A 7,949-nucleotide genomic window follows, 5' to 3' on the forward strand; every position below is an offset into this window, starting at 1 on the left:
GGCACTACTACCTGCGCCCGCGGCGGCGCGCGGACGGTGGGCCCTTACCGGCCATGATGGGTATCCGGGGTTTCGCACTCGACGGCATCCGCGTCGAAAGCTCATAGGTAGTAAACGCCAATCTTGGTCCTGGTCGGTATTCCCAGGAGCGGACGGCTCCTACGCGCCGCTGCGGGCCTGCGCGGTCCGCCTGCGGTTGGCCTTCTTGATCGCCTCGACGAGATCGTCCCTCGACATCGTCGATCGGCCGGGGATGCCGAGCTCGCGGGCGAGCGCGCGCAGGTGCGTCAGCGAGGCGTTCGCGTCCACGCCCTCGGCGGTCGGCCCGCTGTGCCGGGAGGCGGGCGTCGGCGTGGCGGCCTGCTCGTCGGAGGGACCGGGCCGACCCTTCGGCCGCCAACGGTCCCCCACCTTCTCGTGGGTGTGCTTGAGGGCGGCAAAGGCCGCACGGTGGGCACGCGCACCCTCACCGTAGGTCTCCACCGCCGAGTCGTGGGTCTTCTTCCAGGTGCGGATGGCCTGATCGTCGGAGCGGGCGATGGTGGACGGAACATCGTCCCGCATCTCGTCGGCCTGCGCCTTCTTGTCGGTTTTGTCGGTCTGCGGCTTCTTCCCGACCATGGCACTCCTCCTCCCGAACGGATGCTCAGGTCCTCCCGAACGGATGCTTATGGACCTTCCCGTGACGCCGGGACGTATTCCCCGTCCCCGTTGCCGCCGGGTAGCTCGTGGCTCGTGGTGGATCTCTTGGCGCCTTGATGCACAGGGTGAGGCATCGACTACCGTAGCGTGCCAATGTCTCGACCATGACGACCCGAAGGACGCCTCATGCCCCATGCCGCTGACCCGTTTCGCCGGCGTCGCCGTGAGCCCGGTCTGTCCCGGCGCGGAATTCTCGGTCTCGCCGGTGCCGGTCTGGGTGGATGGGCGGAGACGCTGCTCGACGCCGCGCCGAGCAGCGCGTCCGCTGGCCCGGCCGGGCCACCGGCCGCAGGGGTCCGACCCGGTGCGGAAGCGCGGGCCCTCTCGGCGCCGGGGACGCGTGTCGTGCTCGTGCCCCGGACCCTGGCCGCCGTGACGAGGGGAGTGGGGCCCGCGACGTCGGATTTCGACATCGGTTACGTGGCCGTCCGATGGACTCGTGACGGGAAGGATCGCGCGGCGGATGGCCGGGCCGGTCCCGGGGGTGCCGGCACGGGGACCGCCGGGACCGCCGGTGCCGGCGGTGCCGCTTCTCGGGGCGCCGAGATCCGGCTGCGCCAGCCGGGGGGTGGGTTCGACGCATGGCGGCCGCTGGCGGTCGGCTGTCCGGTGGATCGGGACGACCCGCCGGCCGGGGGGAGGAGCGCCGCCGTGCTGGTCGCCGCGCACCGCGCGACCGGCTACGAACTGTGGTTGCCACCCGGCGCGACGTCCGTGACGTCCACCGCCCTGAACACGACGTCGGGGCCGTTGCAGCGGTTAACGGCACCCATTGTGTCCGCCTACGCCGCCCTTTCCGCGATCTCGGCTTCGCGCGCCGCCCGGTCGCCGGGGCTCTTCGCCGCGCCCAGATCGTCGCCGCCGCCCCGGTCGCCCCCGTCCGGCTGCCGGCGACGCTCGACCTGCGCTACCTGCCCCGGGCCGCGTGGGGCGCGGACGAGTCGCTGCGGCTGTCCCCCTCACCCGGCAGCGGTTGGAAACCGACGTACCACCCGGGCCAGGTTGTCACGGTTCATCACACGGTGACGCCCAACGACGATCCGAACCCCGCCGCCACCGTGCGGGCGATCTACCACTTCCACACGGTCGAGCGGGGATGGTCGGACATCGGGTACCACCTCCTCATCGACGAGGCAGGCACGCTCTACGAGGGCCGGTGGTCGGGAACGGAGAGCGTTCCCGGCCACCGGGAGGACGGCTACGTGGTGACGGGTGCGCACGTGGCGGACTTCAACGCCGGCAACGTCGGCGTCGCGCTGCTCGGTGACCTGCGGACGCGCACCCCCACCGCCGCCGCCCGTCGCACGCTCGTCCTGGTGCTGCTCGCGTTGACCGGAGCGCATCATCTCGACCCGCTCGGCACCGTCCACTACGTCCATCCGGTGAGTGGCAGGCGTCGTACCGTCCCGGCCGTTAGCGGGCACCGCGACTGGATGGCCACCGAATGTCCGGGCGGCGCGGCCTACACCGCCCTGGCAGGTGTGCGGACGGACGTCGCCCGGCAGCTGATGTGAGGCTCACCGGCTGGTGCCCCGCCGGGTGACGGGGTGGGCTGTGGACGGGCTCAGGGGCGCCAGCCGGCATAGACCGCGAACCTGCCGTGCTTGGCGACGCAGTCGACCGGCGCGAATCCGGCGTCGGCCAGCCAGTCGAGCTGGTCGGCGAGCGGCGCGCACCGATCGAAGGACATCCGCCGCAACGCGGCCTGCCACTCGGCGTCGTCTGAACCCGCCGCCCGAGCCTGCCGTTCGTGCATGTCCTCGTACTGCCGGGTCAGGGCGGCAGTCGGGCCGTTGACCTGCTCGAGGTTGACGAACAGCCCATCCGGCCACAGGACGTCGCGCACCCGGCGGAACAGGTCGCGCTTGCCGGGGTCATCGAGGTGGTGGATGGCCAGCGCCGAGACGACCGCGTCGAACGGGCCGGTCGGCAGGGCGGAGGCGAGGTCCGCGACGGTGACGGCCTCGATCGAGCCGGCGGACAGCCGCGCCCGGGCCTTGGCCAGCATCGGCGCGGCGCCGTCGAACAGGTGCAACCGGACGTCGGGGACGGCCGCGGCGACCGCGGCGGCCAGCAGACCGGTGCCCGCGCCGAGGTCGAGCACCGCTGGTCGGGCGCCACCCTGGCGCGCCACCAGGTCGCCGACCGATCCGTACAGCAGGTCGAAGGAGGGGACGAGCCGGCGGCGCTCCCCGTCGTAGGTCTCGGGATCCCAGCCCGGCGTCTCGGAATATGAGATTACTATCTCATCCATTGGACAATCATACGGTCGGGCCCGGCTGCGCACCCGAACTTCCCGCGCGGGCCTGACGTATCGCACGTCACATTCCCACCTCCTTCTTGACGCGGCAACGTTCACCTACTCAGAGTGAAAAGTGTGCGCACATCTCCATTGCTGACGTGCCGCCGCTGCATCGACTACGGGCGCGCTGAGACCAGCCGCTGTCGCTGACGGCCCCGCGCTGTCCCCCGATCGGGCGCGTCCCCGGCACCTTCGTGGCCGGAGTTCCGGGCGCGCCCTCAGCGCCACCACCCGCGCACCATCGCTTCCGGCGCCGATCTCGGTGCGGTGAGGCAGCGCCCGACGCCGTCCACCGTCCGTCGCCCGGCCACCCACCGCCCGGCCACCCACCGTCTGAGGAGATCCCGATGCGCCGCATGTTGGATCCGACCCGATGACCGCCCTCGCGGAGCTGTGTCTCGCCGTCGCTCTGGACGGAGCCGGGTGGCATCCGGCGGCCTGGCGGGAGCCCGATGCCCGCCCGGCCGAGCTGTTCACCGCCCGCTACTGGACCGCCCTCGTCCTGGAAGTCGAACGCGGGCTGGTCGACTTCGTCACCATCGAGGACTCCCTCGCCCTGCAGACCTCCCGTCTCGACGGCCCCGACGGGCGTACCGACCAGGTCCGCGGCCGCCTGGACGCCGTCCTGACCGCCGCCCGGGTCGCCCCCCTGACCAGCCACATCGGCCTCGTCCCCGCAGTCACCACCACCCACACCGAGCCGTTCCACATCTCCAAGGCCATCGCCACCCTGGACTACACCAGCACTGGCCGCGCCGGGGTGTGCGTCCAGGCCCTGCGCCCCGGCGAAACTCCCCACCTCGGCCGACGCGACCTCCCCACCATCGCCGACTACCAGACCCCCCAGGCCCAGGCGGTCATCAGCGACCTGTTCGACGAGGCCGCCGACTACGCCGAGGTCCTACGCCGGCTGTGGGACAGCTGGGAAGACGACGCCGAGATCCGCGACACCGCCACCGGACGGTTCATCGACCGCGACAAACTGCACTACATCGACTTCGAAGGCCGCTGGTTCTCCGTCCGCGGGCCCTCCATCGTCCCCCGTCCGCCCCAGGGCCAGCCGCTGGTCACCGCCCTGGGCCACAGCACCATTTCCTACCGGCTCGCCGCCCGCGCCGCCGACGTCGCCTACATCACCCCGCACACCGCCGCCGACGCCCGGGCGATCGTCGGCGAGATCCGCGCCGAACAGGCCGCGGCCGGACGCGCCGACGACACCCTGCACGTCTTCGCCGATCTCGTCGTTCTCCTCGACGCCTCCGCGGAGCAGGCCGCCGAACGGCGCGGTCGTCTCGATGCCCGTGCCGGTGAGCCCTACACCTCCGACGCGCTGATCTTCGCCGGTACCCCCGGCGACCTCGCCGACCTTCTCCTCGACTGGCGATCCACCGGGCTGACCGGGTTCCGACTACGCCCGGCCGCCCTTCCCCACGACCTCGAAGCCATCACCCGCGGGCTCGTCGGTGAACTCCACCACCGTGGCGCCTTCCGCACCGCCCACCAGGCCACCACTCTGCGCGGCCACCTCGGCCTGCCGCGACCCGCCAACCGTTACGCCACCGTCTGATCGTTGATCCGACTCTCGGCGGCGGACGTCACGCAGGATTCCGGAGGACCCCCGATGAGCAGGCCGATCAAGCAGATCCACCTGGCTGCGCACTTTCCCGGAGTGAACAACACGACGGTGTGGAGTGATCCGCAGGCGGGCAGCCAGATCGAGTTCAGCTCCTTCGCCCATCTGGCCCGGACCGCGGAGCGGGCGAAGTTCGACTTCTTCTTCCTGGCCGAGGGGCTGCGCCTGCGTGAGCAGAACGGGCGCATCCACGATCTCGACGTCGTCGGCCGGCCGGATACCTTCACCGTGCTCGCGGCGCTCGCCGCGGTGACCGAACGGCTGGGGCTGGCCGGCACCATCAATTCCACATTCAACGAGCCCTACGAGGTCGCCCGGCAGTTCGCCAGCCTCGACCATCTCTCCGCCGGTCGGGCCGCGTGGAATGTGGTCACGTCGTGGGACGCGTTCACGGGGGAGAACTTCCGCCGCGGTGGCTACCTACGGGAGGAGGACCGTTACGCCCGCGCCGAGCGGTTCCTGCGCACGGCGTGGGAGCTGTTCGACTCCTGGCACGGCGACGAGATCGTGGCCGACAAGGAGTCCGGGGTCTTCCTGCGGACGCCGCGGCCGGGCGCGTTCGACCTGCACGACGCGTTCTTCGACATCAGCGGCCACTTCAACGTGCCGCGCGGCCCGCAGGGCCGGCCGGTCATCTTCCAGGCCGGCGACTCGGGAGCCGGCCGCGAGTTCGCCGCCTCGTCCGCCGACGCGATCTTCAGTCGGCACAGCACGTTCGACGCGGGCCAGGCCTTCTACGCCGACATCAAGGGCCGCCTGGCCCGCCACGGCCGCAGACCCGAGCAACTGGTGGTCCTGCCGGCGGTGACCTTCGTCCTCGGCGACACCGACGCCGAGGCGCGGGAACGGGCCGGCGTGATCCGGCGCCAGCAGGTCAGCGGGGCGACGGCGATCCTGTTCGCCGAGCAGCTCTGGAACCGCGACCTCTCCGGCTACGACCCGGACGGCCCGGTGCCCGAGGTCGACCCGGTACCGGGGGAGAACACCATCTCGAAGGGCCGGGCCAGCGTGCGGATGTTCGACGACCGGCAGGCGACCGTCCGGCAGTGGCGCGAGCTCGGCGAGGCGAAGAAGCTCTCGCTGCGCGAGGTGGTCATCGAGGTCACCGGACGGCAGTCGTTCATCGGTTCGGCCGCTACTGTAGCCGAGACGATCAACAAGTTCGTCCAGGAGGACGCCAGCGACGGGTTCATCCTCGTCCCGCACATCACCCCGGGCGGGCTGGATGAGTTCGCCGACACGGTCGTGCCGCTGCTTCAGGAGCGCGGCGTATTCCGCACCGACTACTCGGGGACGACGCTGCGCGAGCACCTCGGCCTCGCTCCGCTCGGGTAACGGGCTGCCCGGTCGGGCTGCCCGCCCGGCCCGCCCGGCCCGCCGTCTCGAACTCCTCGCCGGCGGTGTTGTCTTCGGTACCTGAAACTCACAGGTACCTGAAAGTATGATGTTGCTCGCGTCATGCTCGGGAGGCGTCACGCTCGGGAGGAGGGACGCATGGAACGGGTGGCCGCGGTGAACACGGCGACGGCGGTCGCTCATGTTCTGCGGGAGGAGATTCTCAGCCGGCAGGACGGCGACCTGTACCTCGGCCAGGAGAACGAGCTGCTGGCCCGGCTCGGCGTTAGCCGGCCGTCGCTGCGTCAGGCGGTGCGGCTGTTGCAGGCCGAGGGGATCCTCACCGTCCGCCGGGGTCATCACGGCGGTCTGTACGGGCAGCGGCCGGACGCGGCCGGGGTCGCCCACATGGCGTCGGTCTTCCTGCGCACCCGTCGGGCCTCGTTCGCCGACCTCAGCGCGACCCACGCCCTCATCACCACCGAATGAGCCCGGCTCGCCGCGCTCAATCCGGATCCGGCCGAGCGGGGTCGGCTGCTGACCTTCGTCGACAGCGCCGTCGGCGGTGCCGTCAACGCCGCCGTTGACGGCACCGCCGGTGGGGATGCCCGCGACCATGCCCGGACCCGGGCGCAGTGGGGCGTGCTGCTCGCCGAGATCGCCCGCAGCCCCACCCTTCAGCTCTTCGAGGACGTGCTCGGCTCGCTGTCGCAGTACCCGGCCTCGCGGCCGTTCCTGCCCGACCCCGCCAGCGTCGCCCTGGCCTGGGAGCAGTGCCGGTGGATCGCCGAGGCGGTGGGGGACGGCGATGCCGACACCGCCGCCGCACTGTGCCGTGAGCACGGGGACGCGATGGCCCGCTACCTCCGCGACCAGCCGGAGGATCTCCTCGGCTGGTGAGCCGTCCGGGGCCGGGTCCATGCCGCCGCCTGGTCACGGTCCGCGCGTCGTCTCGCTGGGGGGCTACGGCGCCGCCTCGGTCCAGCGGGCCGCTCAGTCCAGCAGGCCGCTCTGCCGGGCGGCGTGCACGGCTGCCGTACGGTTACGGACCCCCATCTTGCGCATGATGCTGCGCATGTAGGTCTTCACGGTCTCGGCGCGGATCGTGAGGTGCTCCGCCGCCTCGACGTTGGAGCAGCCAGTGGCCACGAGGGTCAGCACCTCCATCTCCCGCAGGGTGAGGCGGAAGGGCGGCGGCTTCGGCGGGCCGGGCGTGACGACCGGTTCGTTGCGCAGCAGGGAGTAGATGTGCAGGATCTGCCGCCGGAGATGGGGGGCCGTCATCTGGGCGCTCAGCTCCAGCAACTCGATCTGGGCCAGGCGGACCCGCTCCCGCTGCGTGCGAGAGTCGGGCGGCTGTCCATCGGCGACGAATGGTCCCGGTGCGCGGTCAAAGCCGGCAGGGGTCATCGTCCGATGCAGGCGCACCTGCATCGGGATCGAATCCGATGCCACTGGGCCCATTATGCTCCTCTCCCTATCCACGTCGATAACCCAGCTACCTCCGGATGGGCGCCCCCGGACAACCAGGCGCGTACCGGTGTATTCATGAAGGGGCGGTCGGTCCCGGGATCAGCCGTACACCACCTTTGTGTGATGCCTTCCATGATCCGGTCGCGGGTGAAGTGGGCACACTGCCACGTCGGCTCCGCTCCAGGCTGGCCGTCCGTCTTCGTCGGATGCCCGCTGCCGGCTACATCGAAAAGGTTATGGAGTCGAAATGAAATAACTTGCGCGTTTCGAACCCTCCACAGGCCTGTGACCTGTGATGATGCTCTCGATCACGTATTTGTTACTTCATTACGTCCCCTATCTCCTTGCTCCGGCCGGTCGTCAATGGTGTCGCTCCCATGCCAAGAACATACTGCTCCCCCCGGCCGGAAGGCCCGAGGGTAGTCTTGAATGCTACCCCGAAAGGGGCTCCTTCGGGGGCGTCATGCCACGTCGCCGCACCAAAGTACCCCTCGGTTTGAGGGG

General features: G+C 70.9%; 8 protein-coding genes and 1 pseudogene. 6 read left to right on the top strand and 3 right to left on the bottom strand.

Annotation, left to right across the window (positions count from 1 at the left end; all coding sequences use genetic code 11):
• Positions 1 to 159: 159 nt before the first annotated feature.
• The gene (locus ACY45C_RS14495) at positions 160 to 621 is read right to left on the bottom strand and encodes a ChaB family protein (RefSeq protein WP_462188134.1); all 462 of its coding nucleotides are present in this window, start codon (positions 619 to 621) and stop codon (positions 160 to 162) included.
• A 662-nt stretch (positions 622 to 1,283) separates the two neighbouring features.
• Between ACY45C_RS14495 and ACY45C_RS14500 the strand changes: the two genes are divergently transcribed.
• Positions 1,284 to 2,216, top strand: a complete 933-nt coding sequence (locus ACY45C_RS14500) for an N-acetylmuramoyl-L-alanine amidase (protein ID WP_462188135.1) — start codon at positions 1,284 to 1,286, stop codon at positions 2,214 to 2,216.
• 50 nt (positions 2,217 to 2,266) lie between these two features.
• Here ACY45C_RS14500 and ACY45C_RS14505 read toward each other — a convergent pair whose 3' ends face one another.
• The gene (locus ACY45C_RS14505) at positions 2,267 to 2,956 is read right to left on the bottom strand and encodes a class I SAM-dependent methyltransferase (RefSeq protein ID WP_462188136.1); all 690 of its coding nucleotides are present in this window, start codon (positions 2,954 to 2,956) and stop codon (positions 2,267 to 2,269) included.
• A 421-nt stretch (positions 2,957 to 3,377) separates the two neighbouring features.
• Between ACY45C_RS14505 and ACY45C_RS14510 the strand changes: the two genes are divergently transcribed.
• The 4 genes and pseudogenes from ACY45C_RS14510 to ACY45C_RS14525 all read left to right on the top strand — a co-directional run.
• A complete protein-coding gene (locus ACY45C_RS14510) occupies positions 3,378 to 4,571 on the top strand; it encodes an LLM class flavin-dependent oxidoreductase (protein WP_462188137.1) in 1,194 nt (397 codons plus the stop codon).
• 54 nt (positions 4,572 to 4,625) lie between these two features.
• Entirely contained in the window at positions 4,626 to 5,972 is a 1,347-nt protein-coding gene (locus tag ACY45C_RS14515) for an NtaA/DmoA family FMN-dependent monooxygenase (RefSeq protein WP_462188138.1), read from the top strand.
• A gap of 159 nt (positions 5,973 to 6,131) precedes the next feature.
• Positions 6,132 to 6,461 (top strand): GntR family transcriptional regulator, encoded by a 330-nt coding sequence (locus ACY45C_RS14520; protein WP_462188139.1) that lies wholly within the window; start codon positions 6,132 to 6,134, stop codon positions 6,459 to 6,461.
• A gap of 12 nt (positions 6,462 to 6,473) precedes the next feature.
• Positions 6,474 to 6,872, top strand: a pseudogene (locus tag ACY45C_RS14525) (FCD domain-containing protein); the annotation flags it as partial.
• A gap of 93 nt (positions 6,873 to 6,965) precedes the next feature.
• On the opposite strand, the gene ACY45C_RS14530 reads toward ACY45C_RS14525, so the two are convergent.
• Positions 6,966 to 7,436 carry a response regulator transcription factor gene (locus ACY45C_RS14530; protein WP_462188140.1) on the bottom strand — a complete coding sequence of 157 codons (471 nt, stop codon included), beginning with the start codon at positions 7,434 to 7,436 and terminating at the stop codon, positions 6,966 to 6,968.
• A gap of 304 nt (positions 7,437 to 7,740) precedes the next feature.
• Between ACY45C_RS14530 and ACY45C_RS14535 the strand changes: the two genes are divergently transcribed.
• Positions 7,741 to 7,949, top strand: a 209-nt coding sequence (locus ACY45C_RS14535) for a hypothetical protein (RefSeq protein WP_462188141.1), incomplete at its 3' end; no start/stop codon positions are given.

The sequence above is a fragment of the Frankia sp. CcWB2 genome (assembly GCF_977927585.1).